This window comes from Candidatus Palauibacter sp. (assembly GCF_965222475.1).
Classification (GTDB): Bacteria; Gemmatimonadota; Gemmatimonadetes; order Palauibacterales; family Palauibacteraceae; genus Palauibacter.
The window spans coordinates 1,103,434-1,124,727 of sequence record NZ_CBDCUB010000001.1 but is presented as its reverse complement, the minus strand read 5'-3'; the positions used below and the strand labels follow the sequence as shown (position 1 = coordinate 1,124,727).

Genomic DNA, 21,294 nt, shown 5'->3' with positions numbered 1-21,294 from the left:
GGCGGCACGCGCCCTCCGCCGGCCCGTCCGCTGCTAGAAGACGGAGATCTTGATGTCCTCCAGGTAGCGGTCCGGCCGCTCGCGGATGTCTCGCATCAGGAGCCCGAACTCCTCGCCGGCGGCGCGAAGCGTCTCCAGTGTCTCCAGCAACCCGTCGTAGACGGCGTCCTCGCCGAGCAGCTTCCCGAGCGTGCCTTCTCCGGCCTCCAGCCGGCGGGTGATCTCGGCAAGAGACCTGCCGGTGGCGGCGAAGTCGTCGCTCGCCCCCGCCAGGCGGGACGAGAGCGTATCGAGGCTGGCGAGCGTGCGGTCCACCTCTTCCGATCCGGCCAGTCCCGAGAGCCGGCCCGAGAGCGTGTCCATGTTCGCGAGCATGCTGCCGATGGAACCGCGCTCGGCCTCGAGGAGCCCCGCCAGCTCCCTCATGGCGCGCGCGAGTGCTTCCGAGCCGGCGGCCACGTTCTCGGCGAATTGCTCCGTGAGGATCGAATCGAGTCGCTCGATCAGCCCGCCGGTCTCCTCGCCGAAGCTGGAGGCGAGCGATACCAGGTCGGATGCGCGGTCGAGGGAGATGGTGTCCCCCTCGGCGAGGGCCCGCGTGCCGGCGCCGGGCATGAGTTCGATGAGCTGCTGTCCGAGGAACCCGGAGGGCCTGACGGTGCCCCGCGTGTCGGCCGGGAGCGCGATCCGCGTGGAGATCGTCATCCCGATCACCGCGCGCTCCGCCTGCAGTCCCACCTCGTCGACCGTCCCGATCTCGACGCCGCGCAGGAGTACCGGCGAATCGGGGGTGATCTGGCCGGCGTCGCCCACGACGCCCCACACGTGGATCGTCGGTCCCCGGAAGGGCGAGTCGGCGATCCAGAACAGGCCGGCCACGGAAACGATCGCGGCCAGGATGAGGAAGATGCCGACCCGGATCTCGACGCCGCGGTCGCGGAGGCCGGGATCCCTCATGCGCCTCGCACTCCGGCCCCGGGGGCCGCGTCGAGGAACTGGCGTACGGCCGGGTTGTCCGTGACCCGCAGTTCCTCGGGCGTGCCTTCCGCCTGGATCACGCCATCGGACAGGAGGACGATCCGGTCGGCGAGGAAGAAGGCGGACGTCACGTCGTGCGTGACGACGATGCTGGTGGCGTCGACTTCGCGGCTCACGTGCGCGATCAACCTGTTGATTCTCGTGGCGTTGACGGGATCGAGCCCCGTGGTGGGCTCATCGTACAGTACGTAGTGGCGTTTGCCGATGATCGCGCGGGCGATGGCGACCCGTCGCTGCATGCCCCCGGAGAGTTCCGCCGGGTACAGCGCCAGCACGTCGGGTGCGAGGTTCACGTGATTCAGTGCGGTCCGCGCCAGCTCTTCGCACTCTGCCATGCGGTCCTGGTAGGAGCCCGGGGGGAGTCCCATGAGGAGGTTGCCGCGCACCGTCATCGAGTCGAAGAGCGCCGAATTCTGGAAGACGTAGGCGATCTTCGCGCGGATGGCGGCGATCTCCTCCCGGCTGGAGGACGGCACCGAGATGCCGTCCACGATGATGTCTCCGGCATCCGGGTCGAAGAGGCCCACGATGTGCTTCAGGAGCACGCTCTTTCCGGTCCCCGAGGGTCCCATGATGACGAGCGTCTCCCCCTCACGGACGTCCAGATCGACGCCCTCCAGCACGGGTCGGCCGCCGAGGCTCTTGTGGACCCCGATGATCTCGATCACGTCAGCGCCTTGTAGACGGGTCCGAGCACGGTATCGAGGACCATGATCGAGACGATGATCGCGACGACCGCCCGCGTGGCCGTGCGCCCCACGCCCGCAGCCCCGCCACTCGCCCGCAGCCCGACGTAGCTGGCGATGAAGGTGATGGCGAAGCCGTACGCGACGGCCTTCACGAGCGAGAAGAGGAGCGCGCCGTGGTGGTAGTAGCCCTTGGCCCCGTCGACGTACTCGCCCGACGTGAGCCCGAGGATCCCGACCGAGGTGACGTAGCCGCTGAAGACGCCCATGACGTTCGCCAGCATGACGAGGGGGACGAGGATAAGCGTCCCGGCGACGACCCGGGGGACGACGAGTTCGAGCACGGGGTCACGGCCCATGGTGAGGAGCGCGTCGATCTGATTCGTCACCTTCATGGCCCCGAGTTCGGCGCCGATGCCGGCCCCGACGCGTCCGGCGAGCACGACCGCCGTGAGCACCGGCCCCAACTCGGTGAGCATGCCGCCGACCACGCCGCCCGCGACGATCTCACGTGGCAGACCCGGTGAGAGCTGGTACATGGTCTGCTGGGCCATGACCGCGCCCGACAGGGCCCCCATGAGGAGCACGAGCGGCAGGCTCTCGACCCCGATGTGTTTCACGTGTCCGATCGTCTCGCGCAGATAGGCGCGCGGGCGACCCAGCGAACAGAACGTGGCCCAGCCGAGGAGCCCCATCCGGCCGGCGTGAAGCGCCGCGGACCGCCCCTGGCGTCCGGTCGCGGCGAGGAGACCGGCCGGTCTCATCGGCCTCCCCGCCGCTCTCCGGGACGGTTCCCCGCATCGTCCGCCTGTGACTCGGGCGGCTGGACGCCGTGCAGCACCTCGACCTCGCGTCGAATCCGCTCCCACAGCCGGTTCATAAGCTGGGGATCGCTTCCGTGGCGTGACGTGAACTCCTCGACCTGCGGGCCGGAAACGCCGAACTCCTCGAGGACCGCGGCCCGGGCGGAGTCGTCCTCGGCCGTGTTCGCATAGCGCTCACGGGCGTAGTTGAGGTGGGCCATGACCTGGACGTAGGTGTCTTCGTCGAGGCTGCCCACCCTGTCGCCGCAGCCGCCCGCCAGGAGGCTCGCGGCGAGCAGCACGAGGATCGCACGCCCCCTCCGCGGCCCGGGGCTCATCAGCCGGACGAGCGAACCGATACGCGGTAGAGCCAGCATGTGAATCCCACCGCCGCCGCCCCCCCGATCCAGCTCGAGATCGTCCCGAAGCCCTCCGGCGCGAGGCTGAGTACGTCCGTGCTCTGGAAGGCCGCGAACGGGATCGCGAGGAGAATCCCCACGAGCGCCTCCCCCGTGATGAGGCCGGAAGAGAAGAGCAGACCGCGCTGGCTCGCCCGTTCCACCTCGGCCTCGCCGTCGCGGCGGCGCACCACCCGGCTCACGAGCCACGCCACGATGCCTCCGACGAAGATCGGCACCTCGAGTTCGATCGGCAGATAGATGCCGACCGCCACCGCGAGCACCGGAACCCGGAGGTTCGAGCCTCGCGCCTTGAGGATCTGGTCGAGGGCGATGACCGCGGCGGCGATCAGCGCCCCGATCGCGATCATCCCCCAGGGCAGGTTCCTCGAGAACACGCCGTCGGCGACGGAGGCCATGAGGGTCGCCTGCGGCGCCTGCAGCATCTCGTTCGGGTCCATCCCCTCGCGCGGAAGGACGCCGCCGAGGCCGTACGCCTGGTACAGGAGCCCGAGGATGGGCGCGATGACCAACGCCGCGGAGACGACGCCGATGACCTGCATGATCTGCTGGCGGCGCGGCGTGGCCCCGACGATCCTCCCGGCCTTGAGGTCCTGCATGTTGTCGCCGGCGATCGCCGCCGCGCACGCGACCACCGCGCCCACGAGGATCGCGGTCGCCGCCGCCGCGAGCGCCTGCGCGCCCGAGACCGTGAAGTCGATCTGTGATCCGAGCAGGAGATAGAGGATGAGGGAGATCGTGAGGATCGTCGCGATCGTGACGCCCGAGATCGGGTTGTTCGAGGAGCCGACGAGACCGGCCATGTAGCCGGCGACCGAGGCGAACAGGAACCCGGCGACCAGTGCGAAGACCGTCCCCAGCGCGAGCACGATCCAGTAGAGGCCGGGCGTGATCCCGAGTGCGGATCGGTCGATCACGAGCACGAACACGGCGAGGATCGGCGCCGCGAGCGCGACGGTGCCCACCGCGACGAGGTTGATCGGCATGTCCCGCTCGGTGCGGGGGACTTCCGGGCCTCCCTCCGCCACTCGGGCGGCGCGGAGCGCCTCGATCGAGGACCGCACGCCGTCGCGGACGGCGCCCAGGAGCGAGACGAGCGCCCACACGCCGCCCACGACCATGGCGCCGACGCCCATGAAGCGGATGTGTGCGCTCCAGATCGACTGCGCCGCGGCGTAGCCGGTCTCGCCGCCCACGACGCCGGCCACCGTCGCGGGGTCCGTGACGGCGAGGTAGATCGGGATGGCGGCGAACCACGAGATCGCGCCCCCCGCGAGGACGAGGCTGCCGACCCGGGGCCCAACGATGTACCCGACGCCGAGCAGGGCGGGCGAGAGGTCGCTCCCGATGCCGAAGATCGAGCGGCCGGCCGCAATGGATCCGTGCAGGGAACCCTCGGCGATCTTGAACCCGGTCTGTGACAGCTTGAGCAGCGCGGCCGCCGCCCCGCCGAGCGCGATCAGCTTGGCGCCCGAGCCGCCCGTGGCCCCCGCCTTCAGCACTTCGGCCGTCGCGACCCCCTCGGGGAAGCGCAGGTCGGCTTCGATGATCAGTGCCCGGCGCAGAGGGATCGTGAACAGCACCCCCAGGACGCCGCCGCAGAGCGCGATCCCCATCGTGGGCAGGAAGGGGAACCCCGCCCAGTGCCGCAGGAGGATGAGGGCGGGGAGGGTGAAGATTACGCCCGCGGCGAGCGACTCACCGGCCGATGCGGCCGTCTGGACGATGTTGTTCTCGAGGATGTTGTGTTCGCGGAACATCCTGAGGATCGCCATCGAGATTACGGCGGCCGGGATCGACGCGGACACCGTGAGCCCTACCTTGAGCCCGAGGTACGCGTTCGCACCGGAGAGGACGGCCGAGAGGAGGATGCCGAGCACGATCGCCTTGACCGTGATCTCGGGCAGCGACTGCGAGGCGGGGATGTAGGGCTGGTGAGCGCGGGTGTTCGAAGCGCCCGCGACCTGGTCCGGCATGGGCATCCCTCCACGTGGTTCCGGGTTGCAACTCGGGCGGCGATCGAATCCTCGTGGGGCGGGATCGACCGTCCGGACGCTAGTCGCGCCTCCCGTGAGGGTCAACAGGGGACACCGCGGGAAAAACCTTTCTTCGCGGTCCCGGAGGCGCGCACCTGCCGAACTGGCGTGCGTCCGCCCGAATGGCAGGGGGTCGCGCCGGCCGGATCCGGTCCGGGGCCCGTCCCCCCGGCGAAGGCGGAGTCCGGCGCGCGCTCCGCTCCGGGCACGGGAATTGCACCGGGTTCCCGGTATCCCCCGGGGACGGCGAACCCGGCGTACAAGTTGAACGCAGTCGAATGAGAACGAAGCTGGCGGACAGAAGATGATCCCGACCGACCGACTCACGCTGAAAGCCCGCGAGGCGCTGGCCGAGGCGGCGCGCGCGGCGCGCCGGGCCGACAATCCGGCCGTGGAGGACACCCATCTGCTCGCGGCGCTGCTCGCCCAGGAAGGCGGCGTCGCCGTGCCCGTCCTCCAGACGGTGGGCGTCGACCCGCGCGCGCTGGAGGCCGATCTCAAGCGGGCGGCGAACCGTCTGCCGCGCCAGAGCGACGCGTCGCCGACGCCCAGCCGCGAATTCGAGCGCGTGCTCGATGACGCGGAGGCCACCGCCCGGGAGATGGGCGACACCTTCGTGACGACCGAACACCTCCTCCTCGCCCTCGCCGGCCCGAAGGCGTCGACGACCGGCCCCTTGCTTCGCGGGACGGGGGCCGACCCGGAGCGGACGCGGCGCGCGGTCGAGGAGGTGCGGGGGCCGCATCGCGCGACGGACGAAGATGCGGAAGGGAAGTACCGTGCCCTCGAACGGTACGGTGTCGATCTCACCGCGGAGGCCCGGGCGGGGAAGCTCGACCCGGTCATCGGCCGGGATGCCGAGATTCGGCGCGTCATGCAGGTCCTCTCCCGGCGAAGGAAGAACAATCCGGTCCTGATCGGTGATCCCGGGGTGGGCAAGACGGCGATCGTGGAAGGTCTCGCTCAGCGCATCGTCGCCGGGGACGTCCCGGAGTCCCTCCGGAACAAGCAGCTGGTGCAGCTCGACATCAGCGCGCTGCTGGCCGGGGCCAAGTACCGGGGCGAGTTCGAGGAGCGCCTGAAGGCGACGCTGAAGGAGATCACCGAATCCGGCGGCCGGTACGTCGTCTTTCTCGACGAACTGCACACCGTGGTCGGTGCCGGGGCGGCGGAGGGCGCGGTCGATGCGGGGAACATGCTCAAGCCCCCCCTCGCCCGGGGGCAGCTCCGCATGGTGGGTGCGACGACGCTCGACGAATACCGTCTTCATATCGAGAAGGACCCTGCCCTGGAGCGGCGGTTCCAGCCGGTGCTGGTCGACGAACCGGGGCTCGACGAGACCGTGGCCATCCTGCGCGGACTCAAGGAGCGGTACGAGGTGCACCACGGCGTCCGCATCACGGACCCGGCCCTCGTCAGCGCGGTGCGGCTCTCGGACCGCTACATCGGAGACCGCTTTCTGCCCGACAAGGCGATCGACCTCGTCGACGAGGCGGCGTCCCGGCTCCGCATCGAGATCGACTCGATGCCGGAGGAGATCGACGAACTCGACCGCCGCGTCACCCAACTCCAGATCGAACGGGAGGCCCTCAGGGACGAGGACGATGCCAGGAGCCGGGAGCGTTTCGCGGAGATCGAGGGCGATCTCGCCGCGGCGCGGGAATCGCTCGCGGGCCTCAACGCCAGCTGGATCCGCGAGAAGGAAATGATCGAGGCCGTCCAGCGCAGCAAGCGGCAGATCGAGGAACTCGGCGTGGAGGCCGCGCAGGCGCAGCGGCGGATCGATCACCAGCGGGCGGCGGAGATCCTGCACGGCGAACTGCCGAAGCGGAGGTCCGAGCTTGCCGCGGCCGAGGCGAAGCTGGCCGCGATCCAGGCGGAGGGCTCGTTCCTCAACGAGGAGGTGGGTCCGGAGGATATCGCCGATGTGGTGGCGAGCTGGACGGGCATCCCCGTGGCGCGGATGCTCGATGATGAGAAGGATCGGCTCGCGACGCTGGAGGCGCACCTGCACCGGCGCGTCGTCAACCAGTCACACGCGGTCACGGCCGTGTCGGACGCGGTCCGGCGCAGCCGGGCGGGGCTCCAGGATCCGAACCGTCCCATCGGGAGCTTCATGTTCCTCGGCCCGACCGGGGTGGGGAAGACCGAGACCGCGCGTGCGCTGGCCGAGTTCCTGTTCGACGAGGAAACGGCCATGGTGCGGATCGACATGTCGGAATACATGGAGCGGCACGCCGTGTCCCGGCTCATCGGCGCGCCGCCCGGCTACGTCGGCTACGAGGAGGGCGGCCAGCTTACCGAAGCCGTGCGCCGCCGGCCCTACACCGTGGTCCTGTTCGACGAGATCGAGAAGGCGCACCCCGAGGTGTTCAACGTGCTCCTGCAGGTCCTCGATGATGGCCGGTTGACGGACGGGCGCGGGCGGACGGTGGACTTCCGGAACGCGGTGCTGATCATGACGAGCAACATCGGCAGCGCCAGGATCCTGGCGCGTTCCGAGGCCGGGGACCCCTGGGCCGAGACCGAAGCCGAGGTCGAGAACGCGCTGCGCGGGCGCTTCAAGCCGGAATTCCTCAACCGCGTGGACGAGATCCTCGTATTCCGCCCCCTGAGCCGGGAACACCTCGAGTCGATCGTCGAACTCCAGGTCGCCCGGGTCGCGCGTATGCTCGCGGAGCGGGACATCCTGATCGACGTGAGCGCCGCCGCCCGGAGGCGGATCGCGGAGGTGGGATATGATCCCGCCTTCGGGGCGCGTCCGCTCAAGCGTGCGATCCAGCGGCTGATCGCCAACCCGCTCGCCATGGCCTTCCTCGAGGGACGTGTCGCGGAGGGCGACGCGCTGCGGATCGATGTCGATGCCGGGGGAGAAGAGCTTCGATTCGTGAAGATGGATCCGGCCGCAGCCGATGCGGAGGGGGAGGGGGGCGCATGACCGGGCTCCGATGTCGAAAGCGCGCGTCGCTGTCCGTCCTGGCGGGCCTCGCCCTGATGGGGTGCGCGTCGGGACGGGGTGCCGGGGGGGCGGGAGCCTCGCCGGAGTACGGGGCGCCATCGGCCGAGGCGGCGGTGGCACAGTTCCTCGACGGCGTGCGGGGGCGCGACTATCCGGCGATGGCCCGCCTCTTCGGCACGGCCGAGGGGCCGGCCGAGCGGCGTTGGGGCCGGGTCGAGACGGAGCAGAGGATGTTCGTCCTCGCGGGTCTCCTCGCGCACCGCTCCCGTACGCTCCGTGCGCAGCCGGTCGGAGATGCCGCCGGGACATCGCGCTGGGTCGTGAAGTTGACGGGGACCCGTCGCGGCGCCGCGACCGTGCCGTTCATCACCGTCTCATATCGGGGGCGCTGGTTCGTGGAGCGGATCCTGACGGAGGCGCTGGTCGGTTCGTAACCGTCTACGGCGGGGCCCCGCGCTCGTGATAGCGGCTCAGGCGGTGCGGGTTCACGCCCGCCGCGAACGCCGCCCGGAGGCCCCAGTGCCGCACGATCGTGCGCAGGAAGGCGCCTTCCCAGCGCCTCCTCGACGTGCGGGCCGCCTCGGTGAGCGGCTCGAACCGGGTCACGCGGCGCACGGCCCGGACGAACGCTACGTCCTCGAAGAGGGGAAGGGCGGGGATGCCGCCGCACGCGTCGTACGCGCCGCGCGAGGCGAAGATCGTCTGGTCTCCCGTCGCGGTCCGGAAGCGCCGGGTGCGCCAGTTCACGCCCCACTCGAGCACTCGGTAGCGCACCTCGCGTGCCCGCGGGTGCAGGGCGAACCGGAAGCACCCCGCGCCCGCGCCGGCCAGCACGGACTCCCGCAACGCCGCCGCGCTTCCCTCCGGGAGCCACGTGTCCGCGTGCAGGAACACGAGGACCCTTCCCGTCGCCTCCCGCGCCCCGGCCGCGAGCTGAACGCCCCGGCCGCGCGGGGCGATCAGGAGCCGCCCGTAGAGCGCGGCGATTTCCGGCGTCCGGTCCCGGCTGCCGCCGTCGACGATGATGAACTCGGTCTCCGGCCCGAGCGCGCACCTCGCCCGCCGGAGCGTTTCTTCGAGTTGTGCTTCTTCGTCCAGGGTCGGGACGATGGCGGAGAATTCCGGCCCGGCGTGTCCTCCCGTCCCGGCTTCCGCCGCGGCTCGCCCTCGATCTCGGGTCACCCGGCCGCGGGATCCTCCCGCATCTCCAGGAGGACGCCGCCGACCGAGCGCGGGTGCAGGAAGGCGATGCGGGCCCCGCCGGCGCCGGTCCGGACGCGCGGCGGAATCACCTCGGCTCCGGAGCGCTCGGCCCGCTCGACGGCGGCCTCGAGGTCCGCGACTCGCACGCACAGATGGTGGATGCCGGGGCCGCGTCGTTCGAGGAAGTGGGCGATGGGCGATTCGCGCGTGAGCGGCGCGAGGAGCTCGACCCGGGCCGGCCCCTCGCCGAAGAAGGCGGCGCGGATCCCCTCGGAAGGGACGGTCTCCTCTCCGGCCGGAGGTTCACCCAGGATGGCGGACCACCGCGCGGCGGCCTCGCGGAGCGAGTTGACCGCGATTCCGACGTGATCGATTATGGGCGCTTCCGGAGACTCATTGCGGTCGTTCACGCGGCCGGGAACCCCTCCTTGTATCGCATGGTACCGAGGTCGAGGACTCGGGCCGCCGAACCCGGGTCGGGCCGAGCGTCCGGGAACGTACCCGCGAGACGGAACCGGAGCCAGCGAGGCCCGTGGTGCCGGGGTGGAGGCGGTGAGGGGGGCACGGAATGGACGAAACGAATACACGGACCCGGATGCCGGGGGGAGATCTGAATGACTGACGCAGGGAATGGCGGACCCGTCGAAATCACGGACGCGAACTTCGCGGACGAGATCGAAGCGGCCGAGGGGCTCTCTATGGTGGATTTCTGGGCGGAGTGGTGCGGACCTTGCCGTCTCGTGGGGCCGGTCGTCGACGAGCTGGCGCGGGAGTACGCGGGTCGCGTCAAGATCGGGAAGCTAGACGTCGACGCGAACCCGCAGACTGCGTTCCGTTTCAACGTCCGCTCGATTCCGAGCATCCTCTTCTTCAAGGGTGGGGAGGTCGTGGATACGATCGTGGGTGCGCACCCGCGGACCTCGCTCGAGAACAAGATTCTCGAGCACGCCTAGCAGTCGTCGTCTTGCCGCCGCCGGCCGAGACCGGCTGCTCGCCGCACAGAGGAGACCTCGCGCCCCCCGCGGCCGGCCTGGCTCCGGGGGGCGCGGGCGCGTCGGGCGGTGAACGGGAAGCGAGGAACGCGCGTCGTGACGGGAACCCTTTATGTGGTAGGGACGCCGATCGGCAACCTGGACGACATGCCGGGTCGGGCGGCGCACATCCTGCGTACGGCCGACGTGTGCTACGCCGAGGACACGCGGCGTACCGGTACCCTGCTCGCGCGGCTGGAGGCCGACGTCCCCCTCCGGTCGCTCCACCGGCACAACGAGCGCTCCCGCGTGGACGAACTCCTCGCACATCTGGAGTCCGGCCGGTCCGTTGCCCTCGTCTCGGACGCGGGGACGCCGACAGTGTCGGACCCGGGGCGACGCGCGCTCGCCGCGGTACGCGAGGCGGGGTACGACGTGTGCCCGATCCCGGGGCCATCTGCCATTCTGGCGGCCTTGTCCGTCTCCGGTCTGCCGGCGGACCGCTTCCTGTTTCTCGGCTTCGTCCCGCGGCGGGGCAGGGCGCGCGCCGCGTGGATCGACGACCTCCGCGCGTGCCCCGACACCGCGGTCGTCTTCGAGGCGCCGGGGCGGGTCGGCGCCCTCCTGGAGGAACTGTCGCACGCCGGCCTGTCGGAGCGGCACGCGGTCGTATGCCGAGAAATGACGAAGCTCCACGAGGAAATCATCGCCGGTTCGGTGGCGGAACTGGCAACGGACTGGGCAAGCCGGACCGCCAGGGGTGAGGTGACGCTGGTCTTCGCCGGTGCGCCGGCGGGCAACGAAGGGCCCGATCTGGCGGTCATCATGGAACAGGCGCGACATTTGTCGCGCGCAGGGCTGCGTCGGCGCGAGGTCGCCGACCGCCTAGCCGCGGAATGCGGGTTGAGCCGGAACGAGGCCTATCGCGTGAGCTTGCGGGTCGAAGGGACGCCCTCGGATGACTGACGGATTCGGCTTCGAACGGCTGGCCGCCGTGTGCCTGGCGGCACGGGCACGCGCGGCCGCGACGGCCGCCGCCGCCGCGATCACGCTGGTCGGGTCGCTGGTGCTCGTGCTGTCCATGTTGCCTGCGTCGGTGCGCGAGGGTCGCGGGTCCCTGGTTCCGCTCGCGCTCGCGCTCGTGCTGTGGGCCGGCGTGGCCGCGCTGGCCTGGCTGGGCCGCAGAGCATGGCTCGCGCTCTACCCGCGCGAGGTTGCGGAGGAGGCCGATGCGGCGGCCGGCCTGGGGGCGGGCGACGTGCGCGTGGCGCTCGAACTGGAGGGCTCGGTGCGGCGGGGCGGGAGCGGGCTCGCGGCGCTCCACCGCATCCGCGTGTCCGGGGCGCTGGGGCGCGTCGCGCCCCGGCGGCTGCTCCCGGTGACGGGGCCGGGCTGGAGTCGGCGAGCGCGCCGGTCGGGCCTCTCCGTGGCGGTCACGCTCGTCGCGCTCTCGCTGGCCGGGCTCCTGCGGCCGCAGCCGACGCTCTCCGCCGCCTTCGCGCTGAGCGCGCCCTGGCGGACCGCCTTTCCGGCTCCGCTTCCGCCGCTCGGCCTGGACGGCGCGGCGGGGGTACCGCGCGGCGAACCCGCGACCGTCGTCATCTCGGCCGTGGGGCGGGACCGCGTGACCCTGGTGTGGCGCGCCGCCGGCCGGGCACTCGAGCGGCGGGTGCTCGAGGTTTCCGCGGCGGGTTCGGCCGAGGGCCGCACCGGCCGCGTCGTATCGCCCGTGACGGTGTGGGTCGAGGACGACGACGGTCCGTCGCGCGACACCCTGCACGTCCGGCCGCTGGAGCCGCTCCTCGTGCAGGACCTCCAGGTCATCCTCGAGTATCCAGCCTATCTGGGCCGCGGTTCGGAGACGTACCGGGGCCAGGTCCCGCCGCTCGTGGTTCCCGAGGGGACGCGGTTGCGGCTGAGCGGAGAAGCGAACCTCCCGCTCGACGGAGGCGCCCTCCTCTGGCAGCCCGCCGCCGGGAATGAAGAGGAGGAGGGCCCGCGGATCCCCCTCGACGTGTCGGGACCCCGCTTTGCGGCCACATGGGTGCCGGAGCGGACGGGTGCCTGGGCGTGGGAGATGCGTGCGTCGTCTTCGCTCGGGGAGCAGATCGTCCCGGATCCGATCCGGGTGCTCCTCGTCCCGGACCTCCAGCCGCGGATCCACCTTCTCTACCCCGCTCCCGACACGACGCTGGGCTACGAGCGGGTGATGCCGATCATCGTCGACATCGAGGACGACATCGGGCTCCAGCGGGCGTTCCTCCGCAGCTGGCGTTCGGGGTTGGGCGAAGAGGTCGCGGAACGGCGGGAGCCGCTGTCCCCGGAACCGGCCGGCGCCCAACGAGCGGTCTTCCGCCATCTGCTCGACCGGAGTGCGGAATCCTTCCTCCCGGGGGACACCCTCTTCTATCGGTTCGAGGCCTTCGACGTACATCCGCGGCGGGGCCCGGCGGTGTCTGACACCTTCCTGCTGCGCGTCCCGACCTTCACGGAGATTCGGGACGAGCGTACCGAACAGACCGAGGCGCTGTCCGACGCCGGGCAGGAGCTGGAGGAAGCCATGGAGGCGCTGGCGGAGGCCGCCGCGGATGCGGCTCGCCAGACGGACGCCGCCGGCGACGACAGCGAGGATGTCCGCTTCGAGGCCACGGAGGAGGCGCGAAGCGTGCTCGACGAGGCCCGGCGCTCGGAGGAGGAACTCGGGGAGTTTTCGGAGGACCTCGAGTCGCTGCGGGAGGAGTTGGAGGCCTCGCCGCTCTCGGACCCCGCGCTGCAGGAGCAGCTGCAGCGGCTGGCGGAACGGTACGAGGAACTGACCGAGAGCGGGCTCGACGACCAGATCGAAGCCCTCGCCGAAGCGCTGCGTGACCTCGACCCGGAGGCGGTACGGGAGGCGCTCGAACAGCTGGCTGACGACTACGAGGCCCTCCGCGAACAGGTGGACCAGACGCTGGGCATGCTGGAGCAGGCCGCGCTCGAGCAGGCGATGAAGTCCGCGCAGGCGAACGCGGACGACCTGGCCCGCGAACAGAGGGAAGTGGCCCGGGAGACCGACGCCGAGGCGTTCCAGCGGGAACAGGAGGCGCTTGCCGAGCAGGCGGAGGCGCTGGCGGAGCGTCTGCAGGAGCTGGAGCAGGAGCTTTCCGCGGCCGAACGGGGGGCCGCCGCCGACTCGGCCCGTGCCGCCGGGGAACGGACGGAGGAAGCGCTCGGGAAGATGGCCGAAGCGCAGAACCAGTCGGCGGAGGCCGGCGGTGGCGGCCGGAGCGAGGTCGGCGAAGCTGCACGGCAGGCGGCGGAAGAGGCCGCCGAAGCGCTCGAGCAGGCGGCCGGGGCGCTCGGATCTTCGCAGCAGGAGATGAGCGGCGAGCAGGGAGAGGCCGCGGTCGAATCGCTGGCCCGCGCCCGCAGCGAGGCGCTCGGACTGGCCGAGGAGGAGGGCCGTCTGTCCGAGGCGACGCGCGGGGAGGACACGGCCGATCCCGAATCCTGGCGGGCACAGCAGAACGCGGTCCGTCAGGGGCTCGAGAACCTCGTCGAGCGGCTCTCCGAGGCCGGGAACGAGGCCGCCATGCTCGACCAGCGCACCGGGGCGGCGGCGGGCGAGGCGGCCGAACTGATGGATGAACTGCTGGAGCGGCTGGCTGAAGACGGCGCGCGACGTCTGCCGGCGCGCGCCGAGGCCGAGGCGATCCAGGAGTCGCTGAACGAGCTTGCTCGACACCTGCTCGCGAGCGAAGAGGCGGCGCGGGCGGCGCAACAGCAGTCGGCGGGGCAGGACGCGGCCGAGCAGATGAACCAGCTCGCCCAGCAACAGCAGTCGGTGACGCAGCAGACGAGTTCGCTCCTCGTGCCCGGTCCCCGTCCGGCGGGGGAAGAGCGCCGCCGGGAGGAGGTGGCGCGCCGCCAAGAGGAGATCGCCGAAGAACTGGGACAGCTGGAGGACCCGGAAGGTGACCTGCTGGGGCGCCCCGAAGAGCTGGCGGAAGAGGCGGCGGAACTCTCCCGCGAGCTCGAACTGCAGGGGCCGTCGCAGGAGACGCTCGAACGCCAGCGGGAGCTCTTCCGGCGTATGCTGGACGCGGGCCGGTCGCTCGAGGACGGGGACCTCGACCCGAACCAGAGGGAATCGAGGGAGGCGACGGCGGAGCCGCGGGCGCCCCCGCCGATCGACCCCGAGTTGCTGCGGGGGCGGCGCTTCCCGCTCCCGGCCGAAGCGCTCCTGCGGGAGCTGCCGCTCTTCTACCGCTCGCTGATCTTCGAGTACTTCGACCGGCTGAACCGCGTGCCGCCGGCGGACGGCGGAGCGCGACGGGATCCGTGACGTGATCTGCGGGACCCTGCGGAGTTTCGGCGTCCGCGCGGCCGTGGCTTTTCTGGCTTTCTCGGCGGGCCCGGCGGCGAGCGAAACCGCACTCGCCGCGCAGGCGGCCGCGGCGTCAGAGCAGCGGACGGTGGCCCGCGCCGAGAGGCTCCGGGAAGCGGGGCGGCCCGCCGAGGCCGCGGCGGCACTGCGCGAACACCTGGACCGGGTCCCGGCCTCGCCGGCCGCCCTCGCGCTGCTGGGCGAAATCGCACTCGAGGCGGGGGAGGCGAGGGACCTCGTGACCTACGCGGAAGCCGCGGTCACCGCGGCGCCGGACGACGAGGTGGCGCGGTTCTGGTGGGTCCGCGCGTTGACCGGGGCGGGCCTGCTCGACTCCGCGCTCGCGGTGACGGGCCGCTGGCTCGAGCGGGCGCCCCGCGCCGCGGGGGCCCGGCTCGCCCGCGCGGATGTGCAGCTCACGGACGGTGATTCCGCCGCCGCGGCGCGCACCCTGGGGGACGCGGCGGCGCCTCAGGGGGAGGTGCTCGGCCGTCTCGCCGACCTCCTCCTCGCCATGGGCGATGCCGAACGGCTCGCGGCGGCGTGGGCCGGATTGCTCGCGCTGGATCCGCCAGCCACCGACGACGTGGAGCGGGGCCTCCGGGCGGCGGGCGAGGCCGGAGAAGCCTACTTCGACCGGCTGCGTGGCGAACTCGGAGGCCGCACGGACGACGCGGCGCGCGCCGGGGCCATCGTCGCCCTCCGCGTGGGTCGGGCCGCGGCGGCGCGCGAACTGGCCGAGGGCGGGCGCGGGGTCGGCGAGGCCGAAGACGCGGCGTTCCTGCGGGAGTACGCGCGGGAAGCCGAAGCAGCCGGACTCTCGAGCGAGGTCGCCTGGGCGGCGGGGCTCCTGGCCGGACTCAGCCCCCGTCCGGTGGACCGGTTCCGCTGGCGGGCCCTGGCCGCGGAGCAGGCGCTGGCGGCGGGCGACTCGGGTTCGGCGCGGTGGGCCCTCGAAACTCTGACGCGGGAAAGCGATCCGGGTGACGCCCCGCATCAGGCCGCCTCGCGCCGGCTCTTCGGTCTCCTCTCGGCGGACCCCGCATCGCTCGGCGAAGCGACCGACGTGCTCGCCCGGTACCTGCGGCAGTACCCGGATTCGGCGGCCGCCGAGGCCGCGATGCGGGGCGAGCTGGCCATCGGCCACGCGCGCGCGGGAGATCTGGCGGCCGGGGAGGCCGTCCTCGCCGAAGCGCGCGCGCGGCTGCGCGTCGCCTGGACCGGGCCGCTCGACGCCGCGGCGGCCCGGTTGTCGCTCTACGCGGGGCGTCGCGATTCGGCACGCGAGCGGGCGAGGCGCAGCGTGCGCGACCCGGGAATCGATGCGGCCGAACGGACGCGCCGCCTCGCGCTGCTCACGCTCGTGCAGACGGCGGACTCGGCCGAGACGCGCATCGTCGGGGCCGCCGCGCTCGGGCTCCTCGGCTCGCCGGAGGCGTTCGATCCCGGCCCGGCCCTCCGGACGCTGGCCGGTGCGACCGCGTCGGAAGGCCGGCCCGCGGCCCTCGCCTTCCTGGCCGACGCGTCGGCGGCGGCCGGGCGCGCGGAAATCGCGGACGGGCTGCGCCGGCGGATCGTCGAGCGTCACCCCGGGAGCCCCGAAGCCCCCGCGGCGCTCCTCGACCTCGCGCGCGCGGCCCCCGCGGCCGCGGCCGCCGTTTGGCTCGAACATCTCATCGTGGAGTATCCCCGAAGTGCGCTGGCGCCGATCGCGCGGCGGTTGTTGACCGAACTCGGTGGAGGCCTCTGATGCCCCCGACCCCCGTCCGGTGGACCGGTTCCGCCCGCGGGCCCGGGCCGAGGAGCCTCCCGTGGCGCATCTGGCTGGCCGGCCTGCTCCTCCTTGCGGCGCCGCCGGACGTTGCGGGGCAACTCCTCGTCCCGATGGACCGGGAGCAGGAGAACCATCTCAAGGCGTACGGGTATGCGTTCGGCATCCTCTCGGAAGGCCAGTCCGCCGAGTGGCTCCTCAACTATCGGGCCGGGTCCTTCCTCGTGTCGGATCTCCCCGACAACCGCCGGAAGGCCGCCCTCATGGGCGTGACCGTGGAGACGCTCGGCGGTGCGGATGTGGCGAGGATCCGCCGCGAGATCGAGACCCGGAACATGGAGACCGTACCCCTGGAGAAGGCGCCGCTCATCGCCGTCTACACGCCCCCGAACAGCTCACCCTGGGACGACGCCGTCACGATGGCGCTCGAATACGCGGAAATCCCGTACGAGCAGATCTGGGACCGGGAGGTCCTGTCCGAGGAACTCGAAAATTACGACTGGCTTCACCTGCACCACGAGGATTTCACCGGGCAGTACTCGAAGTTCTATCTCACGTACGCCTCGTCGGCATGGTTGCAGGAGGAGGTCACGCGTAACGAGACGATCGCGCGCGAACTCGGCTTTCCGAACGTGCCCGCGCTGAAGAAGGCGGTCGCCGTCCGCCTCCGGGAATACGTCGAGGGGGGCGGCTTCCTCTTCGCCATGTGCACGGCGACGGAGACGCTCGAACTCGCGCTCGCGGCCGCGGGAACCGACATTGCGGCTTCGTTCGCCGACGGGTCGCCTCCGGACGCGGCGGCGAGCGACAAGCTTCACTGGGACGGCGCGCTGGCCTTCCGCGACGCCGTGCTCATCACGGACCCCACGCTGAGCGCCTTCAGCGACATCGATGGGCATCAGGTGAACACGCCGTGGCGCGTCGATCTCGGGAGCTTCTCGCTGTTCGAGTTCAGCGCCAAGTTCGATCCCGTGCCCGCCATGCTCACGCAGAACCACCGGCGCGTACTGCCCGATTTCTACGGTCTCACGACCACCTTCCGCGAGGAGCGTCTCCAGCCGGGTGTCACCGTGCTCGCCGAGGACGAGGCGAGGGGACGGGTCAAGTACCTGCACGGAAACCTCGGGGAAGGCACGTTCACGTATCTGGGAGGACACGATCCGGAGGATCCGCGACACCTGATCGGGGACGCCCCGACGGATCTCGACCTCCACCGGCACTCCGCCGGCTATCGGCTGATCCTGAACAACGTCCTCTTCCCGGCGGCGAAGAAGAAGAAGCTGATCACATGAACGGCGCCTCCGGCGTGACGCGCCGCCGCCGCGAGCGCGACCGGCTGCAGCGCCGCACGTTCGCGGCCGGGTTCGGCGCGTCGATCCTCCTCCACCTGTTGTTCGTCCTCCTGGCGGGCGGCGTGCGGGTGGATTCGCTCCGGCTCACCCTCCCTCCGGTGGAAACCGTCCCGGCCCCGGACGCGCTCGTCGTCGTCGAGATCGCGTCGACCGAACTCGCGCTCTCGCCGGAGGATCCCAGGCCGGAGCCGGTCCCGCCCCGGGAAACGCCGCCGCCGGAGCCCGAGCCCGCACCGGAAGAGCCCGAGGAGGAGGCCGAGGAGGCGGAGGAGCGGGATCCGCTGCCGGGCGTTCCCACCCTCTTCCTGCCCGCCCGCCCGGTGGTGGGGCCGGAAGGCGAGCGGACGACGAACGCCTCGCGCCTGACCCTCCGCTTCAGCGACCGGCGTCTCTGGTTCGATCCGAAGTCGCCGCGCCTGATCGGAGAGCGGCTCGTGCGGTTCGCGCGGGCCGACAGCGCGGTTCGCGCGATCCTGCGCGACTGGCTCGACAGTCTGGAACTCGAGGCGGACCTGCAGCGGCGGGCGATGGATTGGACGTTCGAGCGCGACGGCGAGCGCTGGGGGATCTCTCCGCAGGGGATCCACCTCGGCGGCGTCACGATCCCGATTCCGATCGGCTTTGCCCCCACCGGCCCACAGCGGCGAGCATTCGAACAGGCGATCCGGGATCTGACCGCGATCCAGCTCCAGGACCTGCGGGCCGACGTGGAGGCTGCGGCGGAGGAGGCGCGGGCCCGCATGCGGGAACGGACGGAGGACGAACTGCGTCGCCGCCGCGGGGACACGCTCCGGGTCCGCGGACCTCCGTGAACGCGGCCCGGGGTGGGGAACGGCGGCGGGCATGGGCCCGGTTCCGCACCCGTCCAACCCCCGTTAGACTGAGCCCCCGCCGTTCCGACGTTCTCTCGACGATCCGCAACCCCCAGTCAGGAGCCGCCTCTTGGGTGACTCTCCCATACGGACCGCACTCTCTTCCCGCTACGATCCTGCCGGGCTCGAGGGGCCGATGTACGACCGCTGGGTCGAGGACGGCCTCTTCCACGTCCCGGCCGAGGAGGCCGAGCGGCCCTATGTGATCGTTATCCCGCCGCCCAACGTCACGGCGGCGCTCCACATGGGACACGGACTCAACAACACGCTGCAGGACGTGATCATCCGGCGGCGGCGGATGCAGGGGTTCGACGTCCTCTGGGTACCCGGGACGGACCACGCGGGGATCGCCACCCAGAACGTGGTCGAGCGGCAACTGGGCGAGCGGGGGCTCACCCGCTTCGATCTCGGACGCGAGGCCTTCGTCGATCGCGTGTGGCAGTGGGTGGAGGAGTACGGAGGGCGGATCATCGATCAACTCCGCGTCATCGGCTGCACCTGCGACTGGGAGCGGACCCGGTTCACGCTCGACGAGGGGCTCTCCAACGCGGTGCGCGAGGTCTTCGTGCGGCTGTACGAGAAGGATCTCATCTACCGGGGCCGCTACATCATCAACTGGTGCCCGCGCTGCCGCACGGCGCTCTCCAACGAGGAAGCGGAGCACCGCGACCTGGACGGCAGGCTCTTCCGCATCAGGTACCCCCTGCCCCTGGCCGCCGGCGGGCACCTGGAGGTCGCGACGACGCGGCCGGAGACGATGCTGGGCGACACGGGGCTCGCCGTGTCGCCGGACGACGAGCGGTATCGCGATCTCGTCGGAGAGGAGGCGGAACTGCCGCTCGTCGGGCGCCGCCTGCGGATCGTGGCCGACTCCCACGTGGACCCCGCCTTCGGCTCCGGCGTAGTGAAGGTGACACCCGCGCACGACCCGAACGATTTCGAGATCGGACGACGTCACGGCTTCGAAGCTCTCGACGTGATGACCGATGGGGGCGCGATGAACGACGCCGTGCCGGAGGCGTACAGGGGGCTCGACCGCTTCGAGGCGCGCGACCGTGTCGTGGCGGACCTCGAGGCGGGGGGCTGGCTCGTCGGAGTGGAGGACCACGCGCATTCCGTCGGCCGCTGCTACCGGTGCGACACCGTGGTGGAACCGCGCCTGAGTCTGCAGTGGTTCGTCCGCATGAAGCCCCTCGCGGAACCGGGGCTCGCGGCGTACGGGAGCGGCGAACTCCGCTTCCACCCCGAGCGCTACGGCCGGGTGTACCAGAACTGGATGGAGAACATCCGCGACTGGTGCATCAGCCGGCAGCTGTGGTGGGGGCACCGGATCCCCGTGTGGTACTGCGAGGCTCCCGGCTGCGGCGAGATGGTCGTCACGACGGAGGACCCGGACGCCTGCCCCGCCTGCGAGGGCGAACTCCGGCAGGACGAGGACGTGCTCGACACCTGGTTCAGCTCTTGGCTGTGGCCCTTCTCGACGCTTGGCTGGCCGGAGCGAACGGACGATCTCGAGGCGTTCTATCCGACGGCGACGCTCGTCACGGCGCCCGAGATCCTCTTCTTCTGGGTCGCCCGCATGATCATGGCGGGGTTCGAGTTCATGGACGGGCTGCCCTTCTCCGATGTCCTCCTCAACGGGACGGTGCGGGACCACCTCGGACGCCGGATGTCGAAGTCGTTGGGTAACGGCATCGATCCACTCGAAGTGGTTGATGCGTATGGCGCGGATGCCATGCGCTTCACCCTGGTTCGAGGTTCGCCGCTCGGTACCGACATCCAGCTGGACTACGAGAATCTCGAGGCGGCGTTCCGCCCCGGACGCAACTTCGCGAACAAGATGTGGAACGCGGCCCGCTTCGCGTTGCCGCACGCCCGGGCCGATGTCTCACCGGAAGCCCCGCCCGCGAGCGCGCTGGCGGACCGCTGGATCCTGAGTCGGCTGGCCGGACTCGCACGGGACATGGACGCCTCGTACGAGAATTTCCGGCTCCACGAGGCCGCGGAGACCGGCCACGCGTTCGTATGGGGCGACTTCTGCGACTGGTATCTGGAACTCTCCAAGCGCCGACTGGTCGAGGGAGGAGAGGCGGCCCGGGAGGCGGGGCGCACGCTGACGCTCGTCATGCGTGGCTGGCTGTCGCTCCTGCACCCCATCGTGCCCTTCGTGACGGAGGCGATCGCCGACCGCCTCCCGGACGCCGGGGCCGCTGGTTCGCTCGTGACCGGACCTTGGCCGGGCTATCCCGACGACTGGTGCGACCCGGAGGCGGACGCGGCGATCGAGGCGCTGCAGGAATTCATCGGCGCGATCCGGATGCTGCGTGCGGAGTACGGCATCGCGCAGGGCGCGCGGGTGCCCGTCCGGCTGACGGAGCCGTCGCCCGGGCTCGAACGGGCGCTGGCCGAGGAGGAGGGGAGCGCCTCGCGCCTCGCGGGTCTGTCCTCCATTCAGCGGGGCCGCGGCGCGACCGGAGAGGGAGGGGTCGCAACGGGGGCGGGGGCGCATGCGGTGCTCCCGGCGGGGGGGGAACTCTTCATCCCTCTCGAGGGCGTGATCGATGTCGAGGCGGAACGCGAGCGTATCGGGAAGGAGATGGAGAGGGCGGTCAAACTCCTCGCGGGAAGTCGAAGAAAACTCGAGAACCGGGGTTTCCTCGACAACGCGCCGCCGGAGGTGATCGAGCGGGAGCGGGAGAAACTCGTCTCGCTGAATGAACAACGGGCACGACTCGAAGAGAAGCTTCGGTCGCTGGGGTCGCCGGTGTGACCCTCATCCGGCGAAGGCGATCCGTGGAGGGGCCAGGTTCGGGCCCGG

General features: G+C 71.4%; 16 protein-coding genes. 9 read left to right on the top strand and 7 right to left on the bottom strand.

The features are described 5' to 3' along the window. Positions 1 to 33: 33 nt before the first annotated feature. From ACOQPP_RS05035 to ACOQPP_RS05015, 5 genes are read right to left on the bottom strand one after another with little or no spacing between them, the layout of a single operon-like run. Positions 34 to 957 (bottom strand): MlaD family protein, encoded by a 924-nt coding sequence (locus ACOQPP_RS05035; RefSeq protein ID WP_419166335.1) that lies wholly within the window; start codon positions 955 to 957, stop codon positions 34 to 36. Then, positions 954 to 1,706, bottom strand: coding sequence for an ABC transporter ATP-binding protein (locus tag ACOQPP_RS05030; protein ID WP_419166336.1), 753 nt, complete (start codon positions 1,704 to 1,706; stop codon positions 954 to 956). The genes ACOQPP_RS05035 and ACOQPP_RS05030 overlap by 4 nt, the downstream gene beginning before the upstream one ends. Continuing rightward, positions 1,703 to 2,488: an MlaE family ABC transporter permease gene (locus ACOQPP_RS05025; protein WP_419166337.1), complete on the bottom strand. Its 786-nt coding sequence runs from the start codon at positions 2,486 to 2,488 to the stop codon at positions 1,703 to 1,705. The genes ACOQPP_RS05030 and ACOQPP_RS05025 overlap by 4 nt, the downstream gene beginning before the upstream one ends. Beyond that, positions 2,485 to 2,904, bottom strand: a complete 420-nt coding sequence (locus ACOQPP_RS05020; RefSeq protein WP_419166338.1) for a hypothetical protein — start codon at positions 2,902 to 2,904, stop codon at positions 2,485 to 2,487. The genes ACOQPP_RS05025 and ACOQPP_RS05020 overlap by 4 nt, the downstream gene beginning before the upstream one ends. Next, on the bottom strand, positions 2,865 to 4,922 hold the full coding sequence (locus ACOQPP_RS05015) for an OPT family oligopeptide transporter (RefSeq protein WP_420635934.1): 2,058 nt from the start codon (positions 4,920 to 4,922) through the stop codon (positions 2,865 to 2,867). The genes ACOQPP_RS05020 and ACOQPP_RS05015 overlap by 40 nt, the downstream gene beginning before the upstream one ends. 367 nt (positions 4,923 to 5,289) lie before the next feature. Between ACOQPP_RS05015 and clpB the strand changes: the two genes are divergently transcribed. Further along, complete coding sequence (gene clpB, locus ACOQPP_RS05010; protein WP_419166613.1) at positions 5,290 to 7,920, top strand: ATP-dependent chaperone ClpB; 2,631 nt, start codon at positions 5,290 to 5,292, stop codon at positions 7,918 to 7,920. Continuing rightward, positions 7,917 to 8,375, top strand: coding sequence for a hypothetical protein (locus ACOQPP_RS05005; RefSeq protein ID WP_419166340.1), 459 nt, complete (start codon positions 7,917 to 7,919; stop codon positions 8,373 to 8,375). Before clpB ends, ACOQPP_RS05005 begins: the two co-directional genes overlap by 4 nt. 4 nt (positions 8,376 to 8,379) lie before the next feature. Here ACOQPP_RS05005 and ACOQPP_RS05000 read toward each other — a convergent pair whose 3' ends face one another. Then, complete coding sequence (locus ACOQPP_RS05000; RefSeq protein WP_419166341.1) at positions 8,380 to 9,123, bottom strand: TIGR04283 family arsenosugar biosynthesis glycosyltransferase; 744 nt, start codon at positions 9,121 to 9,123, stop codon at positions 8,380 to 8,382. After that, positions 9,120 to 9,554: a methylmalonyl-CoA epimerase gene (gene mce / locus ACOQPP_RS04995; protein ID WP_419166342.1), complete on the bottom strand. Its 435-nt coding sequence runs from the start codon at positions 9,552 to 9,554 to the stop codon at positions 9,120 to 9,122. The genes ACOQPP_RS05000 and mce overlap by 4 nt, the downstream gene beginning before the upstream one ends. A 204-nt stretch (positions 9,555 to 9,758) precedes the next feature. On the opposite strand from mce, the gene trxA reads away from it, so the two are divergent. From trxA to ACOQPP_RS04960, 7 genes are all read left to right on the top strand, one after another. Further along, entirely contained in the window at positions 9,759 to 10,097 is a 339-nt protein-coding gene (gene trxA, locus ACOQPP_RS04990) for a thioredoxin (RefSeq protein ID WP_419166343.1), read from the top strand. A gap of 135 nt (positions 10,098 to 10,232) precedes the next feature. After that, positions 10,233 to 11,081: a 16S rRNA (cytidine(1402)-2'-O)-methyltransferase gene (gene rsmI / locus ACOQPP_RS04985; protein ID WP_419166344.1), complete on the top strand. Its 849-nt coding sequence runs from the start codon at positions 10,233 to 10,235 to the stop codon at positions 11,079 to 11,081. After that, positions 11,074 to 14,439, top strand: a complete 3,366-nt coding sequence (locus ACOQPP_RS04980; protein ID WP_419166345.1) for a hypothetical protein — start codon at positions 11,074 to 11,076, stop codon at positions 14,437 to 14,439. Before rsmI ends, ACOQPP_RS04980 begins: the two co-directional genes overlap by 8 nt. Before the next feature lies 1 nt (position 14,440). Next, complete coding sequence (locus tag ACOQPP_RS04975) at positions 14,441 to 16,231, top strand: hypothetical protein (RefSeq protein ID WP_419166346.1); 1,791 nt, start codon at positions 14,441 to 14,443, stop codon at positions 16,229 to 16,231. Further along, positions 16,231 to 17,544 carry an asparagine synthetase B gene (locus ACOQPP_RS04970; protein ID WP_419166347.1) on the top strand — a complete coding sequence of 438 codons (1,314 nt, stop codon included), beginning with the start codon at positions 16,231 to 16,233 and terminating at the stop codon, positions 17,542 to 17,544. The genes ACOQPP_RS04975 and ACOQPP_RS04970 overlap by 1 nt, the downstream gene beginning before the upstream one ends. Next, positions 17,541 to 18,416: a hypothetical protein gene (locus tag ACOQPP_RS04965; protein ID WP_419166348.1), complete on the top strand. Its 876-nt coding sequence runs from the start codon at positions 17,541 to 17,543 to the stop codon at positions 18,414 to 18,416. The genes ACOQPP_RS04970 and ACOQPP_RS04965 overlap by 4 nt, the downstream gene beginning before the upstream one ends. 130 nt (positions 18,417 to 18,546) lie before the next feature. Next, entirely contained in the window at positions 18,547 to 21,246 is a 2,700-nt protein-coding gene (locus ACOQPP_RS04960) for a valine--tRNA ligase (protein ID WP_420635933.1), read from the top strand. Positions 21,247 to 21,294: the final 48 nt, after the last annotated feature.